Genomic DNA, 20,633 nt, shown 5'->3' on the forward strand with positions numbered 1-20,633 from the left:
ACACTCCTTCCTTCGTCACGGGACAGGTCGGGGGTCAGGAACCGGAGTTCATCGCCTGCGTGATGGCCTCGGACGCCTTCGTCGCCTCGGACGCCGCCTCCTTGCCGGTGAGTACGGCCGTCATGTAGTCCTTGATCGGGTTCTTGGCCTCGACCGCGGCCCACCCCGGTGTGTTGGGCGTCGCGTGCCCCTCGGCGGCGCCGACCGCCATCGCCGAAGCACCCGGATCGGCCGCTACAGCACCGGCGAGAGTCGTCCTGTTCGGTACGTAGCTCATGGCGACGGCGAGCTTCTTCTGCCAGGCGTCACCGGTCAGTTCCTTGATGAACGTGTACGCCGCGTCGTGATGCTGCGACACCGCGGGGATCACCAGATCCGATCCGCCCGTGAACACAGCTCCGGGCTTGTCGGCGGTCTTGCCTGGGATCGGGAAGAAGCCCAACTTCCCCTCGAGAGCGGCGTTGTTCTGGACGACGACATTGGCACCGCCGGGCGTGCTGATGACCTGCGCCACCTGCCCCTTCGCCATCACCTCGGCCTGCGGTGGCTGCGCCTCGTCGGAGTCCTTCGGGCCCTTTCCGAGCGCCTGCAGCTTCTTGTAGAACTCCATCGCGTGCAGCGCCTCGGGGGTGTCGAGCGCGCCCTTCCAGCTGCCGCCGGACTGGGTGGCCAGATCGCCGCCCTCGTCCCAGATGAAGCCCGAAAGGGTGTACCAGTTCTGCCCGGGCAGATAAATCCCCTGCTGGGATCCCTTGTCGAGCTTCTGCGTGGCACTGATCCACTGATCCCGGGTCTTGATCTTCGACGCGTCCACGCCGGCCTTTTGGAAGAGGTCCTTGCGGTAGATCACGACGCGGTTCGCCGCGTAATAGGGAATGCCGTACTGCTTGTTCTCGTAGGAGCCCGGTTCGGAGAGCCCTTTGAGCCAGGAACTGCCGCCGAGGTCACCGACCTTGTCACTCAGGTCCAACAGACCGCCGCTCTGGGCGAACTGGGCCACCTGGGTGTTGCCGGTCTCGATCACGTCGGGCGCGTCGTTGCTGGCGAGGGCGGCCGTGACCTTCTCGCCGATCCCGTCCCACTCCTGGATCTGCACCCGCACCTTGATGTCGGGATGCGCGGTTTCGAAGCCCTTGACGAATTCCATCTGGAACGCGGCCGACACGCTGTCGCGCATCAGCCATACGTCGATCGTGGTGCGGCCACCGCCGCCCGACCCCCCGTCGTCGGAGCCGGACGAACTACAGGCACTGAGTCCGGCGGCCGCGACGAGCGCGGACAGGCCGGCGAGCAAGCGGAGCTTCACGGGTCACCTCTGGGAGTCGGACCTGACCAGTTGGCGAACTGGTCAGGTGACCTCTGGTGGTGGAGAAAGGTGGCATAGACCAATGAGCCCGTCAACCCCCCAGGTAAGGCATGCCAGTTGGCTGACCTGTTGTCGATCTCACCCGTGTCGTGGTCAACTGGTCAGGTAACTGGTTCTACAGAGCGAGGAGGCAGAACGTGAGCGCCGAGGGGCACGGGGCGAACGAGGTGAGCACACCGGGATCGGTACTCAAGCGTGAACGGGTGCGTGACCACATCCTCGAACTCATCGAGTCGCAGAACCCCGGCGACCCGATCCCCTCCGAGCGCACGCTCAGTGCCAGCCTCGAAGTCTCACGCCCGACACTGCGCGCCGCCGTGGACGAACTCGTCGCCGCGGGCCTTCTCGTCCGCGAACACGGGCGCGGCATGTTCGTCGCGCCCGAGAAGATCACCCAGGAACTCGTCTCCCGGGAGCAGACGATGTCGCTCCCGCAGGCGGGCGGGACGTGGTCGAGCCGCCTCCTGGAGTTCACCACGATCCAGGCAGGCGCCCGCGTCGGCCGCCGCCTGCGCCTGTCACCCGCAGCGAAGATCGTGTACGTGGCCCGGCTCCGGCTTGTCGACGGGGCGCCGATGGCCATCGAGCACCTGCACATCCGCGCCGACCTCGTACCCGGCCTCAGCGCTCAGGAGTTGGAGGACGGTGACCTCTACGAGCATCTGCGCCGGCATCACGACGTTCACGTCCGCGAAGCCATGCAGACCATCGAGCCGACCGTCGTCACCCGGGCCGAGGCCGACGTCCTCGACGTGCCCGAGCTGTCGCCCGCAATGCTCATAGAGAGGCTCACCAGCGACGCGGCCGGGCGGCCCGTCGAGTACGTGCACTCGCTCTACCGCGGCGACCGCTACCGCATCGTCTCCCGCCTCACCCTCGGCCCCGCCACGACCCCCGCGGAGCCCGTGGCGGACCACCACCCGGGCATCCCGCCAGGCGACTTCGGCCGCCTCGGTACCGTCGCCTCCTCCACCCGGGGTGACGTGCAGCAGGCACCCTGACGCCGCCGCGGCGGCCTGCACGGCCGCGGGCCGCCACATGGCTGTGACGCCGCCGCCACCGTCGACCACCACCGCCATGGCCGCCGTGCGGCGGACCTACGCGGTCACGGCAAGGGGGAGGGTCAGGGCCCCTGCCGACTACCGAGTGTGACATACGGAATCACGACGTTCGGCCGTGCACAGGGCGGACGGTAGGCCTCATGGGGCACGTAGCGGCTCCACTGGCTGCGTGTGATCACGTCGCCGACGGTCGCGCACACCGAGTCGGTGTTGGCGGACGGGTTGACGTTCCATACGTCGATCGAATCGGAGATCGTGGTGGCCAGCAGTACCCCGTCCGTGCTGAAGGCGACGTTTCCTCCACTGATCGCGAAATCGGGCTGGAAGGCCGCAGACGCCTCGAACAGAGGACCGCGTGGGTTGCGGGTGTTCCAGATCTCGAGGTGGGCGCTTCCCTCGCCCTGCCCGATGGGTGTGTCCCTGGGGACGCTGCTCAGCACGAAGGTGTTGCCATCCGGACTGAACGCGGGGGTCTCGCCGGAGTAGCCACTGACGTGGAACGTGGTGGGGTCACCGACGATGCGGTCGTCGGCGATCCGGAAGATGCGGAAGGTGCCGGAGGAGTCACCGACGGCGAGCCAGTGTCCGTCCGGGCGGAAGACGCCGGTCGACACCTGCGTCCCTGGGGTCAGACGGCGGGCGGGACGGGCGACCGGATGGTGTGGATCGGAGATGTTCCAGGAGAGCAGCGCATCGTCGGTGTCGGCGATCAGCAGGCGGCCATTGGGGGAGACGGCGATGCGGAAGGCGTCGGCGGGGACCTGTGCGACTTGCCGTGGGTGGGCGAGGTCGGTGAGGGCGAACAGCTTCACCGTGGGCGCTCGGCCATTGTTCGCACTTCGGTCCTCGTTGTTGTCGTCGACGGCCAGGATGTGGCTGTCCGGGGTGAAGGCGAGGCCGTGCACACCGCGGTCGATGCCGTCGACGGTCGCGATGACAGGAAGGCCGGCCTTGGTGGTGTCCCGGAGCCGCAGGACGAGCCGTGCCTTGCCGTGTCCCTCGGGGATGTGCTCGCTGTCGGCGAGAATCTTGCCGTCCGCGCTGAATGCCGCGGCCTCCGCGCCGATGTAGCCACCGGGGAGATGCGCGATCTCGCGGTGGGGCGGTTGCCCGGTGACGTCGATGACCTTGCCCGAGTCACCGCCCACGACGGCCAGAAGCCGCCTGGGGCCCGGGCTGAAGGCCAGGGCCACGTCGAATCCGTCGGGGTGCGCGCCGTAACTGCCCGCGGCGCCCGGCTGATAGGGGTCGCCGGTGTCCCACTGCTGGACACCCGCGCCCGTCGCGTGCAGCAGCACGCGCCCGCTCGGTGCGAACACCGCGGGCCCGTTGAAGGACTCGTTCACACCGGAGAGCGTGTGTACGGGCGTCACATCCGCCATGGAGTGTGTCTGCCACAACTGGTCGCGCCCCTGGCCGTACGAGTCGCTGCACACCGTCGCCAGGACTCCGTTGTCAGGACTGAAGGAGACGGACAACAGGTTATCGACACACAGGTCGGTGGGGCCCTCGTCACTCGTGGGCGCCGCGAGTTGGCGAGGCCGCTTCCCAGGGGCCGTGCTCCAGAACCTCAGTACGCTGTTGTTCCCGTCCCCGGGCGTCGCGAGGATCGCACCGTCCGAGGTGAAGGCGAGCCTGTGCGCCACGGGGCGGTATGCCGACGAACGCTGCATGTCACCGTGGAAGCCGTCGACCGTGGCCGACGGCTGTCGGCCGGACGCCGACACGTCCCACAACCGGACCTTGTGGTCGGCCCCGGAACTGGCGAGGGTCGGCCGGGTCGGCGAGAAGACGAGCGAGTCGACCTCGCCGCGATGGCCGGGAAGAGCCGCCAGCTGCCGCGGCGCCCGCGGCGCGCTCACGTCCCAGAGTTCGATGGCACCTCTCTTGGTGCCCGCGGCGAGATACCGGCCGTCGGCGCTCGTCGCGAGCGCGGTCACGGCATCCCCGCCGAGGCCGAGTGTGCTGAGCTCGTGAGGGCGTGCCGGGTCGGTGAGGTCCCAGAGCCGTAGTGTGTGGGCCGTCGCACCGGTTGCCGCCGCCAGCACGTGTCCGTTGGGAGTCAGGGCCACTGGGCCGCCCTTCGGCCCAGCGATTCGGGCCAGGGCGTGACCCGACACGCTCCAGACGGCGATGCCGCTGTCCGTGGACATGAGCAGGGTCTGCCCGTCGCGGGATTGCGCCATGTCCGAGACGGCGTCCACGCTGTCGAACACGCCGGGAGCAGCCAGCGCAGCCAGTACGGGTCCCGAGCCGGTATCGGGGTCGAGCCGGTACGAGGTCAGGGCCAGTTGTTTGGCGAGTCCGGGATTCGTGTCGAGCAGACGTTCGGACTCGGCCGCCACCAGGCGGGCGACCGCGCCGCGCCGTTGCGCGACCGCGTTGTCTCGCTCGAACAAGGCGACCACTGCCGTACCGGAGGCGATGAGAGCCAAGGCCACTATGACGGTGATCACCGTGCGCCGCACGCGCAGGCGTCGTGCCGCCGCCCGGCGTGACACGGCAAGGAACGCGGCGATGTCCCCGGGCAAGCCGCGCTGCCGTGACCACTCCACGCCCGCTTCCAGGTCACTTCCGCCGAGGAGGTCGTCGGACCTGCTCGACTCCCGCCAGCGCGCCCACCGTTCGCGCGCGCGGCGCAGCCAGTCCTGGAAGTCGCGGTCCCTGCCCACCCAGGCGCGCAGGGTCCCCCACTCCCGGATGAGCGCTTCATGGATGAGCTCCGCCACCGGCTCACCACCGTCGTCGCGTCGTCCGGGCAGCGGCACGGTGCGGGTGACGACGACGCGGTCGCGCGTGAGCGCGCTGAGGACGTCCTCGGTCTGCTGCTCCCGGGCTTTCGCCGAGAGGCCGTCCGTGGTGTCCTCAGCCAGTTCGCGGAGGACGGCGAGCGGGACCTGTTGCCGGACGGCCGGAATATGGTGGGCCTCGTCGGCGGGCCGTACCAACGCGGTGAGCATCCGCCGTACGGTCGGCCGTGCTTCTTGGGGCAGTTGCCGTACCACGTCGTCGCACCATGTCGCGATGCCGCCGGAGACCTTGCCAAGGGCCTGGTACCCCTGGTGGGTGAGGTGCCCGTCGTTCCTTCGCCGGCGCTGCCACAGTCGGTGGAGGGTCAGTTCGAGCAGCGGCAGTACGGTGACGGGAGCCCGTTGCGCGCCGGCCTCGTCCGGGTCGATCGCCAGGATGTCGGTGACGATCCGGTCGGCCAGCCCCTTCTCCAAGTGTGCTCCCACCGCTTCTGCGGGCCGGGTGACGATCGCGTGCAGGTCTTCCTTGCTCAGCGTGGCCTGCACGCTCATCAGGCCTGGAGCGACGGCGTCCAAGAGGTCCGGGGCCAGAGCGGCCAGCCGGGGGTAGAAGTCGTCGCGCATGACCAGGAGCACCGTCAGGGCCGCGTCGGACGTGACCGCCGCGGCGATCTCCCGCAGGGCCGCACGCTGTGGCTCGGGTGTCTGCCCGTCCGGCGACGTGTGCGACAGCAGCTCCTCGAACTGGTCGACTATCAGCAGGACATGGTTGTGGTCGGGCCACTCGGCGAGCCGCTGCTCCACGGCGGTGGCGATCCCATGCGTGCGAACCCCGCGCAGTCCCGCAACCTCGAGCGCCGACAGCAGATCGTGTTCCGGGCGCACGGACACGGGCAACCAGCGGTCGCTGTCCGGCAGTTGTCCCGAGGCGAGCGCGGGGAGGACTCCCGCCTGGACGAGAGAGGACTTGCCCGCACCGGAGGGCCCGAGGAGCGCGACCGCCCTGCGCCGGCCCGCCAGTGCCTCAACCACGCGCTCTACGGCGGCTTCCCGCCCGTGGAACCATGCGGCGTGCTCCGTGGCGAAGGGCTTCAGTTCCCGATAGGGGCACACATCGTGCAGTTCCAGCGCGGTGCACACCTTGCGCAGCGCTTGGGCGGGCGTGGCGTACGCGATGCCCAGGCCCTTCAGGTAAGTGTCGGGTGCGGCGATCGCCGTGACCATTCCGATGACGAGGCCGGTCATCTCGTCGACGACGGGCGCGCCGCTGAACCCGGTCGTCAGGTCGTTGGCGGCGGTCAGTTGCAGCAATGGGTCGTCGGACCCCTGACCGGTGCCGGGCGGCAGCAGGTCACCGGCGACCGCGAACCCGTGGTGGCCGCCGGGCGGAGCCTGGGCGGGAAACCCGAACGACCTCACACGGTGGCCCTGGCATCCCTCGGCGGAACCCAGCAGCAGTGGCCGGACCCCTGCGAGCGGGGCGTCCAGTTCCACCACGGCGATGTCCAAGGCCTCGGGCGCGCTCCACTGATCTGTCCGCACGTACCCCGCTGCCTCGGGGGCGCCCTGCGCATGGGGGAAGACGAGCCGGATGCGGCCGCCGGGTCCGGACCCGGCCTTGACGACCACATGGGCGCATGTGACGACGGTCCGGTCCGCCACGAGGAAGCCCGCGCCCGCCGTATGCTGTGCGCCGTCGAGCACCTGCACCACCGCGGTGTGGGTTCCGGGCTCCGAATCCTGCAGGGCATCCTGGGCCGGCGCGCTCACGGCGTCACTCCTCCACGGCGTCCCGCTGCCGTTCGGTGTCCTCGTGGCGCCATGTCATCTTGACCTTGAGATGGCAGCCGACGCCGGTCTTCGTGATCACAGCGCCCGCCTCGACGGCGAGATCAACACCGAACTCGACCTCCACCTCATCGGGGCCTGCCTCGCGGAGTCGGCGCAACACGCTGCGTGCCGTGTCGGTCACGGGACCGAGCGCCGCCTCCAGTGTCACGGGCAGGTTCTGGACGGTCTGCGCGACCCGGCCCGCCTTCACCGGCCCGCCTGCTTCGGGTGACGCCTCGATCAGTACCGATCCGCCGCCCTCCAGCTCCAGCCGGGCGAGCCCCTCGACCATGACCCCAACTCTCCTACGGTTTACGGTTGTTACCACCCTCTCACGGGGGCGCGACGTAACACCAGGTGCCCGTGGGAGAGGAGGCGCTCATTGCTTGAGTTTCATTCGCGAGAACAGTCGGGAAGCACCACCCACCAACAAGCCCGACCAACCGCTACGAGGATCCGGCGCCCGCGTCCGGAGCTTCCGGCGGAGGATCCCCGGCGGTGATCTGGGCCAGCAAATCCCGCGCTTCGCGGATGCGGGGATGTGTGGGATGGAGGAACTGCGCACACTTGTCCACCGCCTGACGAGCCATCATCTCGGCCTCGTCGCGGCGGCCCAGACCGTGCAGAGCCGCGGCGACGACCATGGCCGACTGCCCGCTCCCGGCTCGGGACGCGGGCGGCGTCGGCTGTCGGGACTCGGCGAGTGCCTCCTCGTAGCGGCCCTGCCCGTTCAGGCTGCGCACCAGGAGAGACCGCAAGGACGCGGCTCTGTTCCCTGTCGCGCGCGGCAGATTGCCGCGCGCGACGACCTCCGCCTCCTCGAACCGGCCCTGTCCGCACAAGGCTTCCGCCAGGCACGCCAGAGCGGACAGCTCGATGTCCGCCACCCGGGTGAGATGTGCCAGACGGGTCACCTCACGTAGGACGCCGGCGGCCTCGGACTCCGCGTTCGCGTACCGCTCCTGGCCGAGGAGAACGACCGCGCGATTGACCCGCACCACCAGCAGAAGGGTCCGGACGCTGCCGCTCGTCTGCCGCAACGCCGCCGTCAGCGCCTCCAGTTCGGGCAGCACGTGCTCCCTGCGTCCGTACAGCACCGCGGCCGTCAGGGCGAACGTCCTCGCCATCCACACCGGCTCGGGACTTCGGTCCCAGACGCGCCGTGGCCGGGCCGCGAGGGCCTGCGCCCGGGGCTTCGACCTCTTCGTACTCTCCCGTCGCGAGCTGATCCAGGAGACCGCGGAAGACCGTCGCCTGCGCACGGGAGATCCCGCCCGCAGTCCGCCCGAACAGGCCGATGTTCCTCTGTATGAACTCCACGCGGCGGGACCTTACGGGTCCGCCTCGGTCCGTGCCATCGGGGGTCCGGTCGGGGGGCTTCGGTGTCGGGGGTGTTGCGGCGTCGTCCTGTCCGGCAGGGACCGTGAGGCCGGAACGGCGGTCAGGGCACGATGTAGCCGGCGGCGCGGAACAGTTCGTACCATTCTGCACGGGTCAGTGGCACGTCCGATCCGAGGGCGGCGTCCGCGACACGCTGCGGTGTGGTCGTACCGATGACCACCTGCATCCGGGCGGGGTGCCGGGTGATCCAGGCCGTCGCGATCGCCAGGGCCGGCACATCGTACTTCGCCGCCAGGCGGTCGATGACGGCGTTGAGTTCGGGGTGGCTTGCCGAGCCGAGGAACGGGCCGTCGAAGAACCCGGCCTGGAACGGTGACCAGGCCTGCACGGTGATGTCGTGCAGCCGGCAGTAGTCCAGGAGCCCGTCGTCACGGCTGACCGACTGCTCCAGGCCCTGCATATTGGCCGCGACACCCTGCGCGACGAGCGGGGCGTGCGTGATGGACAGCTGGAGCTGGTTCACCACCAGCGGCTGGCTGACGTGGCGGCGCAGCAGGTCGATCTGCCGGGGAGTGTGGTTCGAGACACCGAAGGCACGTACCTTGCCTGCCGTGGCCAGCTGGTCGAAAGCGCGCGCGACCTCTTCCGGCTCGACCAGGGCGTCGGGGCGGTGCAGCAGCAGGATGTCGAGGTAGTCGGTGCCAAGAGCCTTGAGCGAACCGTCCACCGACTCGAGGATGTGCTCGTAGGAGAAGTCGAAGTAAGGGCCTTCGGGGACGATGCCCGCCTTCGACTGGATGATCAGCTTTTCGCGCTGCGAGGCGCTCAGTTGCATCGCCTCGGCGAAGCGCCGCTCGCAGCCGTGCAGCTCGCTGCCGTACACGTCGGCGTGATCGAGGAACGTGATGCCGGCGTCCATCGCAGTGGCGAGGAGTGCGCGCACCTCCTCGTCGCTCTTGTCCTGGATGCGCATCAGGCCGAGCACGATGTTCGGGACGACCATGTCGGTGCCGGGCAGGGTGAAAGTCTTCACGATCGGGTCCTTGTCGGTGTGTGGTGTTCGGTGCCGGTACGGGGCGTCTCAGGCCGCCGTCGGGTGGGACATCTGCTCGGGGGTGAGCGTGACGTCGGTGGCGGCCGCCGAGTCACGGATGCTTCCGGGGCGTGAGGACCCGGGGATCGGGACGACCACGGGCGTGAGGGCAAGCTCCAAGGCCGGGGTCACGCGGTGGACGCCGATCGTGCCTTGCTTCATCCGATATCTGCTCCGGTAGTGGAAAACAGGTGGTCAGAGGTCTTCTCGCACGGAAGACCGGCCCAGCCCGAGCCTAGGAACAACTGATCCAGAAGTCCAACAGCCGTTGGTCATGACATTGAGAAATGGAATGGATAAATGGGTCTGCGGCAGATGCATACGTGCTCGCGCCTGCCGAGGAGCGCCACGTCACTCGAGCAGCGGAACTCGAGGATATGTGGCAGTCGGGTCCATCGGCCGGCGTCTGCGGACTCGGCAATATCGGGCCGTGCTCGGTGACCATCGCGACTTCAGGCCCTGTCACGCACCAAGTAGTAAGTGAGCGGTACGGCGCTCTGTGCGCTGGACCGTGAATGGCTGAGGGCCTCTTGACTCGTGGGTGGGGCTTGCCGTTGCGCAGAGCGTGGTCGCCTACGGCGTCGTGCACGGCGTCGCGGTGGCTCTGACCGCCGTGATCCCGCACGGAAGTGTGGGTGAATTGTCTCCGAACATTGGGGCAACCACGGCCGGCCTCTGAGGGTCTAGGGAGCGTGACACATCATCAGGTTCGCCGGGTAGAGACGGCGGCCCCGACGATCCCGAAGGGGGATTCCATGCGTATCCGCCCGGCCACCGCCGCCATATTCCTTGCCACCGCCCTCTCCGCGACAGTGACTCCGGCAACCGCCCAAGCGGCGGACCGAGCGGCATCGAGCGACACGACGTTCTCGAAGGTCGTCGTCAACGCCGGCGAGGACATCGTGCTCGGCCTGACCACCAGAAAGACCATCACCATCACGTGGACCGTGAAGGACCCCGACGGTGTCGCCGCCTCCTGGGCCTACCTGTGGCACGGCCCCAACACCGACGACGCCGACGGCATCCTGCCGACCTACCCGCCGGCGGGCAAGTGCACGGTGTCGTCCACCGATCGCACCACGTCCATCTGCAAGGTGAGCTTCGCCGTGGACGCCGCGCGGGACCTCGACGACAACGACCTCGCCGGCACCTGGAAGGTGCTCGCCGAAGCGCAGGACGCCAACGACGACTGGACGGCCGTCGACGTCGTCACCACAGTCCGGATCAAGCGGTACGCCAAGGTGACGGTGAACGCCTCGCCCGAGCCGGTGAAGAGGGGCAGGAGCATCACCGTCACCGGCAAGCTGACCCGCGCCAACTGGGAGAGCGGCACCTACACCGGTTACGAAGGTCGGCCGGTCCAGCTGCAGTTCCGGAAAAAGGGCAGCACCACCTACACCACCCTGAAGACCATCACCAGTGGCAGGAAGGGAGCGCTGAAGACCACCACCAAGGCAGGAACTGACGGCTACTTCCGCCTCCGCTTCATCGGCACCACCACAACCGGACCGGCCACGGCAGCCGGCGATTTCGTCGACGTCAGATGACGGTGAAGGACCGGGCGCCGCAACGGCGCCCGGTACGCCGACGCGTGGTGGGGAACGCCGCGACGACGGCACCGTGCAGGAACGAGCCCGGCACGGCCAAACGGTAGGGAAGCGGCAGCAACCACGGCCGGGAGGCCGTCCGTTCCACTCCGCCTTCTTCCACGGGGCGGAGCCTCCATGGCCTCGTTGGTGGCATCGCCTTGCATGTGCCCATCCACGCACGGCATTTCGGCGACCAGTAGGCGACATTCAGCTGGAGTACACCCCGATTCAAGGTCTGATCATCAGAGTTCGACCTCGTGTCTACTTCTCATTCGCGTATCGGCCTTGCCTCCGTATGCGCCGCGTCTTTGACGTTCTCGGGACTTGTCTTCACAGGAATGCTCGCCGCGCAGCCCGCGGCTGCCGCGGACCCTGCCGGATACCAGAATGTTCGGATCAACGAGGTCACCTCGTCGAACAACGACACGGTAGAGCTGTACAACGCCGGATCGGCCGCGGTGAGCATCAGCGGCTGGAAGATGTCCGACGACAGTTTCTCGCCGCAGTCCTTCAGCCCGTCCTCCACCACGATCCCGGCGGGAGGCTTCGTCACCTTCAACTCGCCCAAGGGGCTTGGTGACTCGGACAAGCTGGTGATCTACACGTCCGACGGCACGGTGGTCGACCGCGTCGAGTGGGCCACCGACAAGGCGAAGCCGGCGATGGCGCGCTGCGGTGGCGACGGAGCCGGGGCGTGGGTGACCGTCACCGCGGCGACCACGTTCGGCGCCGCCAACGGCGCCGGCTGCCCGTCGTCGGTTCCGGCGGCGAGCCTGGTGCGGGTCAACGAGGTCACCTCGAACGGCGCGGACACCGTCGAGCTGCACAACGGTGGAGCGAGCGCGGTCAGCATCGGGTCGTGGAAGTACGTCGACAACGACACCAGCCACTCTCCGGCCTCGATCTCGTCCTCCTCACCGAGCGCGACCAGCATCCCCGCCGGTGGCTACGTCACGTTCAACTCCACCATCGGCCTGGGTGACAACGACTCGCTGTTCCTCCTCGACAACAACGGCAACACCATCGACTCGGTGACCTGGGCGACCGATGGCGCCAAGCCGTCCGCCGAGCGGTGTGCCGACGCCACCGGATGGTTCCAGACCTCCACGACCGCCACGCTCGGCAGCGCGAACTTCTGCTCGGGCTCCGGCGGAAACCCCGGCGGAGACCCCGGTGGCGGCACGGGCCACCTGTTGGGCGGCGGTGGCTCCCTCACCAAGAACTGTGCCCCCGAGGCGCCCTCCGGCACAGGTTCCCGCCCGTCGGGCACGCTGGCGTGGCCGGGCGGCCTGGACGTCACGATCGCCGACAACGTCTGCGCGTTCACCACGTCCACGGGCCCGGAGGGCCGTGACCTGAGCGGTCTGGCGTTCGACCCGGCCAACCCGTCGGTGCTGTGGGCCTCCAAGAACAAGAACTGGCTGTACAAGCTGGTCAAGAGCAACGGCAAGTGGATCCCGGACCCCTCGTGGAGCGCGACCGGCAAGCAGATCCGCTTTGCCGGCGGCTCCGGCGAGCCGGACTCCGAGGGCCTGACGGTCGGCGCCAACGGCCACATCTACGTGAGCTCCGAGCGCGACAACACCAAGAACACGGTCCCCAAGGACACGATCATGGAGTTCGACCCGGCATCGACCGGATCGACGCTGACCCCGATTCATCAGTGGGACATGACCTCGCAGTTCCCGCAGCTCAACACCGGCGACAAGGACGACGCCAACCTGGGCTTCGAGGGTGTCGGCTACGTGCCCGACAGCTGGCTGACGACGAACGGCTGGATCGACCCGCTGACCCACGCCGCCTACAACCCGGCGAACTACCCGCTGCACGGGTCGGGCCTGTTCTTCGCCGGCCTGGAGTGGGACGGCACGCTGCACGTCTACGGCCTCAACTCCGACGGAACGTTCACCACGTTCGGCACGATCGCCACCGGCAAGGCCTCGGTGATGGATGTGTCGTTCGACGCAGGAACCCAGCGCCTCATCGCGACCTGCGACAACACCTGCGGTGAGACGCACACGTTCATGAAGATCAACGCCAGCGGCGCGATCGTTCCGGACGTGACCTACACCATCCCCTCCGTCATGCCGACCGACAACCTGGAGGGCTTCGCGATCGCCCCGTCCTCGACCTGCGTCAACGGCTCCCGCGAAGCCGTCTGGACCGACGACGGCATCTACGGCTTCGGCTCCGGAAGCTCCTCCTACGGACACGCCCTCTACAGCGGCACCTTCCCCTGCTGACACCGACCGCACCAGCACGACTGCGCACGAGCCCGCCGGCACCCTGCGGTAATGCGGGGGCCGGCGAGGCGTCCGGCCCGGGCTCGACTGGAACGGCGACGGCGCTGTGCAGTGAGCACGCCACTGCCGCACACGCGGCAAAGGGGCGGCCTCCCCTGGAACCCAAGGCCGGGGAGGCCGCCCCTTCCGCTCCGCCATCTCCTACAGGCCACCCTCACCCATCCCCAGACCCCCGAGCACAGGCGCATGGACTTCGCCGAACGCGACCGCGTCCTGGCCCGCGCCCTGACCGAGCGCGGCCAGGTGCCGGCCCCGGCGTCGTCCGGCTGGGCCCCGGGCCCCCGGCCTGCTGCCGCCCACGAGGGCCCCACACCGGCGTGCCGCCTGGGCCACCACCTGCGCCCAGGTCGAGCTGTGGCCCACCCGGCACGCCATCACCTCCACCACCGGATTGAGGCCGCGCCTCGAAAACGCAGGCCTGGCCGTCGTTTGGGACGCCCTTGACACCCGTGCGCATGGTGTTGCCCGGCTCACCCACCCGCTCCGGGGCCGTAACACCCCGGCCGGGAACGAGACTTCGCTGGACCGGATCGACGAGATCGCTCTGCCCGGCCAGGACGACAGGCGGCCACGATCGACGGCTCTCGGTAAGCGCCGAACCGTCTGAGAACCCGAATCGAAGGTCGTTTCGTCTTCCTGAACGTGAAAGGCATGGCAGACCTCGACGAGGCAGAGCTCGTGCGTCGCGTCGCCGGCGGTGACCGGGCGGCGTTCGACGAGTTGTATCGGCGTACATCACCCTGGTTGGCGGTGCGGCTCCGGCGCCGCTGCGCTGACGACGACGTCGTCGCCGACGTGCTCCAGGAGACCTACCTGGCGGTCTGGCGGGCGGCCGGAAGCTACGCGGGCTCCGCGGCCGTGGGCAGCGCGGTCGGCTGGATCTGGACGATCGCCGCGAACCGTCTCGTCGACGCTTTCCGCCGGCGCGCCCGGCAGGAGCGGCTGCCGACCGTTGCCCCGGTCGAGGAGACCGCGCCGGCCGCCGAGGACGAGGTGCTGGCGAACCGCGTCGACCAGGACCTCGAAGAGGCATTGCTGCGGCTGCCACCGGAGTTGCGGCAGGTGCTGCAGGCGATGGTGCTCGACGACCTGTCGGTCCGGCAGACGGCGGTGCTGCTCAGCATGCCGGAGGGCACGGTGAAGACCCGGGCGCGACGGGCCCGGATCGCGCTGCGGGAGGCGCTGTCATGACTCATCCCACCATCGCGGTTCTGGCCCGCTACGCGGACGGCGGGCGCGGGCTCGGCGACGCCGCGCTCTGGTCGATCGAAGTCCATCTCGACACATGCGCCGAGTGCCGTGAGCAACTGGCCGCACAAGTCACCCCCGCCACCGCGGAGTTGCTCGACCGAGTCGGCGTCTCGCTCGACCGGGCGATCCAGACCAGCCCGCTGCCGGCCCGGCGACGCACCCGTGCAGGAGCCGCGCACCGACGCCTGCTTGCCTGGACGCTGTTGCCCTGGCTCGCGGTGACCGTCGCGGTGCTCGGCTGCGGCGTGCTCCTCAACTCGGCCGAGCCGAACCTGCCGTCGCTCGTGCTGCTGCTGGCCCCGGTGGCTCCGCTGCCCGGTGTGGCGGTGGCCTGGAGTCGGCGGACGGATCCGGTCTGGGAACTGATCGCCACCACGCCCGCAGCCGGCCTGGCCATGGTCTTGCGGCGCACACTCGCGGTGCTCCTCGTGGTGCTTCCGGCGTTGCTGGTGGCGGGCGTGAGCACCGGAACCTCACTGGCCCTCGTCCTGCTGCCGTGCCTGGCGTTCACTGCGGCCACCCTCGTGCTCGGCGCCTTCACCGGCGTGCGGCGCGCGGCGATCGGACTCGGCGTCGCCTGGTCCGCGGGTGTCCTGCTGCCGAGCGTGGCGACCGAATCTTTGTCCCCGGTGCTGCAGTCGGGCAGCAGCGCCCTCTGGGTGGCGACCACCGTGGCCCTTGCCGCGACCACCCCCTTCGCCGCCAATCGCTTCCGCCGCCTGACCAGTGGCAACTGACCCCCCATCACAGGAGAGACCCATGCGACCGGTGAGTGCTGCCGAGACGGCCCCCACCCTTCATCCCTGGCGCGTCCACGTGAGAGAGCTGCGGGTCAGAGCCGGCCGCCACCTGGCCGTCGACGGCCTCGACTTGGCTCTGAAGGCCGGAGTGCACGGTCTGCTAGGCCCGAACGGAGCCGGAAAGACCACGCTGATGCGTGCGCTGTCCACCGTCGTCAAGCCCGCCGGCGGCTCGTTGACACTGCTCGGCGCGCAGGTCGACGGCCGAGCCGACCTGCGTGAGGTGCGTCGCGGACTGGGTTATCTGCCGCAGCAGTTCGGCTTCTATCCGCGGTTCACCGTCCGCGAGTTCGTCGAGTACGTGGCCTGGCTCAAGGAAGTACCGAAAGCCGCGACACCCGACGCCGTACAGCGCGCGATCGATCGGGTGGGTCTCACCGACAAGGCCGACACCAAGATGAAGGCCCTGTCCGGCGGCATGCTGCGTCGGGCCGGAATCGCCCAAGCCATCGTGAACGACCTCGAGTTGCTGCTGCTGGACGAGCCCACCGTGGGGCTCGACCCCGAACAGCGTCTCGACTTCCGCGACCTGCTGCGTGACCTCGGCGCCGACACCTGTGTGCTTGTCTCCACCCATCTCGTCGAGGACGTGGTCGCCGCCTGCACCGACGTCATCCTCATGAACGAAGGCCGACTCCTCTTCCAGAGCACCCCCGACGATCTGATCGCCCGCGGCGGGCAGGGAGACGCGGGCGACAGCCCGGCGGAGCGCGGGTACTCCGCACTCCTGCGTCAGCATCGGAGCAACGCATGATCCGCATCCTCGGCATCGAGCTCCGGCGGTCGGTAGCTCCCGGCGGAGCGCTACTGATCGCCGTCGCCGGCACCTCCGTGCTGCACGCCACCGCGGGGCGATGGTCCACCGGGTGGACGGCGCTGGCCATGACTCAGCGCGAATACCTCGCGGTGATGTCACCCCTCGCGATGGCCGCCGGTGCCTGGCAGTCCTATCGCGAGCACCGGGCGAACGTCGCGGAGCTCTTCGCCTGCGTCCCTCGCCCGCGACCGCAGCACATGATGCCGATCCTCGTCACGACCGGGCTGGCGGTCCTCGTCGCGTACCTGCTCACGCTCCTTTTGCGGCGGCACCACGGATCGCCGACACGGCGCACTACCTGCCGTCGGCCGCGTTCGCCGTCGTGGGCGTCGGACTGGTCGCGATGATCGCCTCGGTGTGGCTCGGGCTGGCCGTCGGACGCCTGGTGCCGGCGCTCGCCACCGCACCCGCACTGGCGGTGATCGGCTACATGCTGCTGATCTTCGCGCCCCACGTCCTGCCGGACGGAGGGCTCATGGCGGCGTTCTCCCCGAGCATGGGGATGAGCATGTTCAGCGACTACGACACCGCCGGCGACGGAGTCAGCATCGCCCAGGCACTCTGGATGGTCGCGGTGGCGATGGCCGGCGTCGTCCTCTTCGCAGTCCGGAAGCGTAAGTTCGTGTTCGCCGCGCTGTTGCCGCTGGCCATCGGGGCGACGGCCACGGCCCTGGTCGCGCCGACCGGCGCCGCCTACGACCGGCAGACGCTCGACCCGGTCGCCCAGGAACTGGTGTGCACCGCGGGCGCCCCGAAGGTCTGCGTCAGCCGGGCGCACGAAGGTGTGCTGCCCGAGGTCGTCCCCAAGGCCCGGCACGCGTTGGAACTTCTGTCGGCAACACCGCTCGTCGAGGCACACGAGGACACCTCCACGATCTTTCCTCCCACCTCACCGAGGCCGAGGGCCGACACCGTGCTGATGGCCATCACGATCGACAAGCACGGTCATCTCGCCGACCCGGACCGGCTCGAACCGAGGATGCTCACCGAAGTGTTCACCGGACCCCTCAACTGCGAAAACACCCGGAACATCGAGGCCGCCACCGCCGCGGCCGCCTGGCTGCTCGACAGGGAGCCGACCACCGGTTCCAACGGCTTCGAATTCGACGTACCGGAGACCGCCAGGCTCTTCAAGGGGCTGACGGCACTGCCGCCCGCCGAGGCCGGTGCTCGGGTGACCGCCCTCTACCAGGCCGCCCGGAAGTGCCGGGCCACCACCGGCCTCCTGACCCGAAGCGCCCGGTGAGAGGGCTGACGCTCTACGTCCGCTCGCGCCGGGTGCCGACGGCGCTCGGCGCGGCGGTCGCAGCCACCGGCACCACACGGCTGCCGGCGACGATCTTCAGCGACACGGGCGAGGTGAGCAGCACCGTACTCGTCCTGACGGTGCTGCTCCTCGTGGCCGCTGTCACCACCACCCTCGGTGGCCCCGACGACACCCTGGACCGCACGGGGGCGAGGCCGTGGGGGTGGCTGCGGTTGTCCCACCTGGCCACGGCCCTGGGATGCATGCTCCTGCTGGCCACGCTGCTCACCGGCCCACGGTTCGGGCCGTTCGGCTCTGTCGTCCGCGACACGGCCGGTCTGCTGGGCCTGACCGCCCTGGGGTCGGCCACGATCGGTACCGCTCGGGCGTGGTTCCTGCCTCTCGGGTGGACGCTCGGTGCGACGGCTTACCCGGGCACGGGCACCGCGGGCGAGGTGCTGACCTGGCAGACGCAGGCGCCCGACAGCCGACCCGCGGCATTGGTCGCCGCAGTGCTCGCCGCCGTCGGAATCGCCGCCTACGTGAGTCGAGGCCCACGCCCCCGAACATCGTCGGAGAACGTCTGACCGGGCCCCGGCCGGTCCTACGGGGATGGCGGAGCCTGTCGGGCCGCACCAACCGGGCGGCTGCAGGGCAGTCCTGGGCGTGTGACACGGAGACCGCAGTGCTCACTGCAGCCTGGTCGTCGAGCATGTCCGTGGCACCCACGGTCTTCGGCCTCATGCCGATCCTGTGCCGGTCCTGGACGGCCCCGTGCAGGCCCGCCCAAGGGCTGCGGCTCCAACGCCACCGGCAGTTGGCTGCGACGGCGCGACATCAGCCACACCATCACCGAACGGGCCGGCCATGTCTGCGACCGGCTCCGGCGCGGCAGCGACGGCGGGGTGACCACCGTCCCTCGACAAGATGCGCACCAAATACGTAACTGAGCACGGGGTGGCTGCGCTGAATCTGCATGTGGCGTCCGGATGGTGCCTTGTTGATCCGGAGTGTCCAGTTCGGAACCACCGTGGCGATATCCGTCGCTTCAGGGCGCCGCGCAGTGTGTAGAGAGTTTGTCCTCGATTCGTGTTCACGTCAGCACGGATGAGCAACCTGTGCGTTTGACTCCAGCGGTGGGAAAGTCGATGGACTGGATGATCGGTGCGCTCCTTGATTTCATCCGTTGTGCCGCCGGGCTCGCGCGAAGATATCCGGGAACCTGTGTCGTGCTCCTGCGGTCGAGGCTCACCCTGTGTTCCCAGTGGGTCCTGCCCCGTTGCGAAACCTCCATGCGAAGGGGATTTTCATCATGAACTCCGTGCGGTGAGCAACCCGGTCGTCCTGGCGCAGGCCGACGCAGTCGAGTACGAGGCCCTGAGTTTCATCGGCCAGTGCCGCCAGGTCGACGTCTTCGCCGCCTTCTGATCGGCAGCCCGACTGCCTACTGCCGAGCTGTCAGAAGTTGTCGACGTTGCTCATCGTTGAGCGCCCGTTCATGGCCCCAAGACGGCCAGGGGGCGCTCATGCATGGGCCGCGTCGCCGTCTTATGCCCGGTCCGGCTGCGGAACAGGTCGGCATAACGACCGTTTTCTCCGTCGCTTGTGCGGAGCAGGTGCGGCAGCGGTTTCGTGAAGGTCGGGTGATGAATCTGAATCGACGCCTCGCAACCAGTGTGAAATTCCTGGACCCAATGGGCGATCCAGAAAGGTCAACGGGGTGATGTCGGGTGAATCCGCTGCAACGGAGGCCGAAATCGCGCGGCTTGTCTTTACCTCGGCGTCTGAGGTAGGCAAGTGGCGTGAACAATCATCCCCATGGCACACAGCCGGCGCATGATCCCTACGGGAGCAACCGTAGCCACGGAGATAACCTTGGCTATCAAGAGAGCTATCCCGGCGGACAGAGCGACTACGCCTACTCGACCCCGACGCCCAGCAGCGCCCCGCGCCGTCAGCGCCGGGAGGGCGAGAGCCGGGACCGCGCGGCGCTCGTCATCCACACGATCGGCGACATCGCCGCCGGCTTCCTCGCTTTGTGGATCTTGCTCTACATGCTGGACGCCAACCAGTCCAACGGCTTCGTTGAGTTTGTCCGCGGCGTGGCCGAGTGGCTGGCCGGCTGGTCGCAGGACATCTTCACCATGGACACCGAGGGCCTTCGTGTACTTCTCAACTACGGCCTGCCCGGGCTGGTTTACCTAGGCGTGGGCCACGGCGTCGCGGCATGGGTGCGCCGACTCTGAGCCGAGGAAGCTGGAGAAGCGGGACGAACGAGAGGACCGTCCGTGACCCGCTCGGCAGGCCGGGCGGAGCGGGCCCATGTTGTGAAGGGGAGCGATCTCCCGCTGAGAGCCATCCGTCGAGTCCGTGCCTGGACCAAGGCACTTGAACGGCGAGCAGGGCAGTGCAGTGGGCGGATCGCGGATTTCCCCACTATGCGCCGCCTCCCGCGCGCCTGCCGTTCGCGGCTTGACCTCACGGCACGAACAGGTTTCCCGCCAACAGTTGTCGTCAGTGCCCGGCCTTGACGTACTCGATCCGCACGTGGCTGATGTACTCAGGTGGAGGTGAGTACCTGACCTCTGGCCGGTGATGGGGTGAGCCGAAACGCTTGGGGCATGCGCCAAGGAATCGTGAAACCCGTTCGCCATCTCCTGCCGATCCCCGCGCTGGCTGGGGTGTCGCTGGTGCTGTGGGCTGCTTGGCTCGGCTGGGACCAGCATCGTGACGTGCAGCCGGATGGCACGACGACCGGCCCGTACGCGGCGTGGCAGGTGATCGGGCTGCTACTGACGCTGCTGGCAGCGGTGTACTGGGCAGCATCCCGGCGCTATGTCGCCGGCGCTGTGATCGGCACCACGGCCGGCCTCACCGTTGCCGCCTATTTCGACTGGTCGGACGACTCCAGTGGCCTCTTCATGGTCGGCGTCGGGATGGTCATGATGGGGAGCCTTATTGCGACGGCCGTTGCTTGCGCCGTGATCGCCTCTGCGAAACGACACGGAAGACGGATCCGAGCTTGACGCACGCCGAGTCGCTCCCGACAGTTACCACCGGTTTCGGTGCGGGACTGCTCAATTGCCGCCAGAGACACGAAACGCCCTGGAGCGAAGATCCCCTGGTGCGCTTTGTCGGTGGCACCCGCCAGAACATCAACCTGCGGTCGAGCGACGTCCAAGCCCT

17 protein-coding genes and 1 pseudogene are annotated in these 20,633 nt (G+C 68.8%); 11 read left to right on the forward strand and 7 right to left on the reverse strand.

The features are described 5' to 3' along the window. Positions 1–34 precede the first annotated feature (34 nt). A complete protein-coding gene (locus tag RCR19_RS34445; RefSeq protein WP_331268674.1) occupies positions 35–1,306 on the reverse strand; it encodes an extracellular solute-binding protein in 1,272 nt (423 codons plus the stop codon). A 197-nt stretch (positions 1,307–1,503) separates the two neighbouring features. On the opposite strand from RCR19_RS34445, the gene RCR19_RS34450 reads away from it, so the two are divergent. After that, a complete protein-coding gene (locus RCR19_RS34450; protein WP_331268675.1) occupies positions 1,504–2,367 on the forward strand; it encodes a GntR family transcriptional regulator in 864 nt (287 codons plus the stop codon). Positions 2,368–2,489: 122 nt separating this feature from the next. Here RCR19_RS34450 and RCR19_RS34455 read toward each other — a convergent pair whose 3' ends face one another. The 5 genes and pseudogenes from RCR19_RS34455 to RCR19_RS34475 all read right to left on the reverse strand — a co-directional run. After that, positions 2,490–6,947, reverse strand: a complete 4,458-nt coding sequence (locus RCR19_RS34455; protein ID WP_331268676.1) for a trypsin-like peptidase domain-containing protein — start codon at positions 6,945–6,947, stop codon at positions 2,490–2,492. A gap of 4 nt (positions 6,948–6,951) precedes the next feature. Further along, entirely contained in the window at positions 6,952–7,299 is a 348-nt protein-coding gene (locus RCR19_RS34460; RefSeq protein ID WP_331268677.1) for a CU044_2847 family protein, read from the reverse strand. A gap of 154 nt (positions 7,300–7,453) precedes the next feature. Then, a complete protein-coding gene (locus RCR19_RS34465) occupies positions 7,454–8,134 on the reverse strand; it encodes a tetratricopeptide repeat protein (RefSeq protein ID WP_331268678.1) in 681 nt (226 codons plus the stop codon). A 314-nt stretch (positions 8,135–8,448) separates the two neighbouring features. Next, positions 8,449–9,381 (reverse strand): aldo/keto reductase, encoded by a 933-nt coding sequence (locus RCR19_RS34470; protein WP_331268679.1) that lies wholly within the window; start codon positions 9,379–9,381, stop codon positions 8,449–8,451. A gap of 48 nt (positions 9,382–9,429) precedes the next feature. Beyond that, positions 9,430–9,555, reverse strand: a pseudogene (locus RCR19_RS34475) (aldo/keto reductase); the annotation flags it as partial. Positions 9,556–10,196: 641 nt separating this feature from the next. Here RCR19_RS34475 and RCR19_RS34480 point away from each other — a divergent pair. Continuing rightward, positions 10,197–10,988 (forward strand): hypothetical protein, encoded by a 792-nt coding sequence (locus RCR19_RS34480; RefSeq protein ID WP_331268680.1) that lies wholly within the window; start codon positions 10,197–10,199, stop codon positions 10,986–10,988. Here the strand turns inward: RCR19_RS34480 and RCR19_RS34485 are convergent. Next, complete coding sequence (locus RCR19_RS34485) at positions 10,981–11,151, reverse strand: hypothetical protein (RefSeq protein ID WP_331268681.1); 171 nt, start codon at positions 11,149–11,151, stop codon at positions 10,981–10,983. The two genes, RCR19_RS34480 and RCR19_RS34485, sit on opposite strands and share 8 nt — an antisense overlap. Before the next feature lie 217 nt (positions 11,152–11,368). On the opposite strand from RCR19_RS34485, the gene RCR19_RS34490 reads away from it, so the two are divergent. The 9 genes from RCR19_RS34490 (at position 11,369) to RCR19_RS34530 (ending at position 20,473) form a co-directional block, all read left to right on the forward strand. Beyond that, positions 11,369–13,273, forward strand: coding sequence for a lamin tail domain-containing protein (locus tag RCR19_RS34490; RefSeq protein ID WP_331268682.1), 1,905 nt, complete (start codon positions 11,369–11,371; stop codon positions 13,271–13,273). 711 nt (positions 13,274–13,984) lie between these two features. Next, positions 13,985–14,524 (forward strand): RNA polymerase sigma factor, encoded by a 540-nt coding sequence (locus RCR19_RS34495; RefSeq protein ID WP_331268683.1) that lies wholly within the window; start codon positions 13,985–13,987, stop codon positions 14,522–14,524. Further along, positions 14,521–15,321 carry a hypothetical protein gene (locus tag RCR19_RS34500; protein WP_331268684.1) on the forward strand — a complete coding sequence of 267 codons (801 nt, stop codon included), beginning with the start codon at positions 14,521–14,523 and terminating at the stop codon, positions 15,319–15,321. The genes RCR19_RS34495 and RCR19_RS34500 overlap by 4 nt, the downstream gene beginning before the upstream one ends. A 22-nt stretch (positions 15,322–15,343) precedes the next feature. Then, positions 15,344–16,138, forward strand: coding sequence for an ATP-binding cassette domain-containing protein (locus tag RCR19_RS34505; protein WP_331268685.1), 795 nt, complete (start codon positions 15,344–15,346; stop codon positions 16,136–16,138). Next, positions 16,135–16,548 (forward strand): hypothetical protein, encoded by a 414-nt coding sequence (locus RCR19_RS34510; protein WP_331268686.1) that lies wholly within the window; start codon positions 16,135–16,137, stop codon positions 16,546–16,548. The genes RCR19_RS34505 and RCR19_RS34510 overlap by 4 nt, the downstream gene beginning before the upstream one ends. Then, the gene (locus RCR19_RS34515) at positions 16,524–17,447 is read left to right on the forward strand and encodes a hypothetical protein (RefSeq protein ID WP_331268687.1); all 924 of its coding nucleotides are present in this window, start codon (positions 16,524–16,526) and stop codon (positions 17,445–17,447) included. Before RCR19_RS34510 ends, RCR19_RS34515 begins: the two co-directional genes overlap by 25 nt. Then, positions 17,444–18,034: a hypothetical protein gene (locus RCR19_RS34520; protein ID WP_331268688.1), complete on the forward strand. Its 591-nt coding sequence runs from the start codon at positions 17,444–17,446 to the stop codon at positions 18,032–18,034. Before RCR19_RS34515 ends, RCR19_RS34520 begins: the two co-directional genes overlap by 4 nt. A 1,215-nt stretch (positions 18,035–19,249) precedes the next feature. After that, on the forward strand, positions 19,250–19,693 hold the full coding sequence (locus RCR19_RS34525) for a hypothetical protein (RefSeq protein WP_331268689.1): 444 nt from the start codon (positions 19,250–19,252) through the stop codon (positions 19,691–19,693). A gap of 375 nt (positions 19,694–20,068) precedes the next feature. Then, entirely contained in the window at positions 20,069–20,473 is a 405-nt protein-coding gene (locus RCR19_RS34530) for a hypothetical protein (RefSeq protein WP_331268690.1), read from the forward strand. Positions 20,474–20,633 lie beyond the last annotated feature (160 nt).

This window comes from Streptomyces sp. WAC07094, from assembly GCF_036320405.1.
Lineage (GTDB): Bacteria > Actinomycetota > Actinomycetes > Streptomycetales > Streptomycetaceae > Streptomyces > Streptomyces lannensis.

Bases quoted from the DNA above. Each gene is read 5' to 3' on its own strand.
- RCR19_RS34460 (WP_331268677.1), bottom strand. From the start codon at position 7,299: ATGGTCGAGGGGCTCGCCCGGCTGGAGCTGGAGGGCGGCGGATCGGTA.
- RCR19_RS34465 (WP_331268678.1), bottom strand. From the start codon at position 8,134: ATGGCGAGGACGTTCGCCCTGACGGCCGCGGTGCTGTACGGACGCAGG.
- RCR19_RS34480 (WP_331268680.1), top strand. From the start codon at position 10,197: ATGCGTATCCGCCCGGCCACCGCCGCCATATTCCTTGCCACCGCCCTC.
- RCR19_RS34490 (WP_331268682.1), top strand. From the start codon at position 11,369: ATGCTCGCCGCGCAGCCCGCGGCTGCCGCGGACCCTGCCGGATACCAG.
- RCR19_RS34495 (WP_331268683.1), top strand. From the start codon at position 13,985: ATGGCAGACCTCGACGAGGCAGAGCTCGTGCGTCGCGTCGCCGGCGGT.
- RCR19_RS34500 (WP_331268684.1), top strand. From the start codon at position 14,521: ATGACTCATCCCACCATCGCGGTTCTGGCCCGCTACGCGGACGGCGGG.
- RCR19_RS34505 (WP_331268685.1), top strand. From the start codon at position 15,344: ATGCGACCGGTGAGTGCTGCCGAGACGGCCCCCACCCTTCATCCCTGG.
- RCR19_RS34510 (WP_331268686.1), top strand. From the start codon at position 16,135: ATGATCCGCATCCTCGGCATCGAGCTCCGGCGGTCGGTAGCTCCCGGC.
- RCR19_RS34530 (WP_331268690.1), top strand. From the start codon at position 20,069: ATGCGCCAAGGAATCGTGAAACCCGTTCGCCATCTCCTGCCGATCCCC.